The sequence below is a fragment of the Leptolyngbya sp. BC1307 genome (assembly GCF_002286735.1).
In the GTDB taxonomy this organism is placed as follows: Bacteria; Cyanobacteriota; Cyanobacteriia; order Phormidesmidales; family Phormidesmidaceae; genus Phormidesmis.
In genome coordinates, this window is sequence record NZ_NRTA01000171.1 from 1 (window position 1) to 896 (window position 896).

Annotated in this window: 1 protein-coding gene and 1 pseudogene; one reads left to right on the forward strand and one right to left on the reverse strand. The window is 46.1% G+C overall.

The genetic code is table 11. From position 1 onward, the window contains the following. Positions 1–128: 128 nt before the first annotated feature. Complete coding sequence (locus tag CKL79_RS22615) at positions 129–458, forward strand: hypothetical protein (protein ID WP_121971733.1); 330 nt, start codon at positions 129–131, stop codon at positions 456–458. A 20-nt stretch (positions 459–478) separates the two neighbouring features. Here CKL79_RS22615 and CKL79_RS22985 read toward each other — a convergent pair. Further along, a pseudogene (locus tag CKL79_RS22985) lies at positions 479–896 on the reverse strand (hypothetical protein); the annotation flags it as partial.

An 896-nucleotide genomic window follows, 5' to 3' on the forward strand; every position in this document is an offset into this window, starting at 1 on the left:
TCAACCAGTCTCGAACATTCCTTGCCCCTTGGGTATAGGGATGTTCGTTACTTTTAGCGTTGGCTCCGCCTCTCCTATGGAGAATCGCATTTCGCACTTCAAGAAAAACTTCGCACTGTCCAGCCTGTATGTCTATTCTTGAATTGAAATTTCCAGAGCCTCGAATTGATTTAAAGAATGCCTTTGGAGACTTGGCTAGTAGCTTTAAATCAAGGGTGCGGGATGTTACTTCAGCATTCACCAAGCTTCTCAATGGTGCTGGAGAAGGCTTGAGAAAATTGCTTGAACCCGTGATTCAGGAACTTTTTGAAAATCTTAGCTCTCTTCTAAAAAACATAACTGCTACTGCCAATGAGTTGCTCACAAAGTCGAAAGCACTAGCAGAAGATTTGCTTAAGCAAGCGTTTGAGAGGCTTTCTAAATTACTTGAGTGTTGTGCTCTGACGGTAGAAAAATAATTGAGGCGTTATCTAGCGAGTCATGCAGGCACCCCCTTATTCTGCTTGTCAAACAATTTGGCAAACACCTGCGACGCCGATTCACCCTGTTCAAGACAGTCATGAGCAAAGAGGATTAGCTTTTCTATCAGCGCTTGCGATTGCTGGCGACAGACCTGCCCGATGGATTGTGTGAGCTGGGTAGGGCGCTTGCCCGGAGCCTTTGTCGGGGGTGGCAAGCAAGCCAAGTGCAAGATTGAGTAAGCCACGAACACCAACGTCCAATGGGTTTGAATGGATTCAAAGGTTCGCATCCGATACTCATCAAGCCCGAGATATTGCTTTCCATCTCGATAAAAGGTTTCAGTGTGCCAGCCACAACACCCCCATAAGAACGAAACCAACTTCGTACCCAACGATTGGATTAAGGGGATTATTGCGATTGGTAAAAGCGATCGC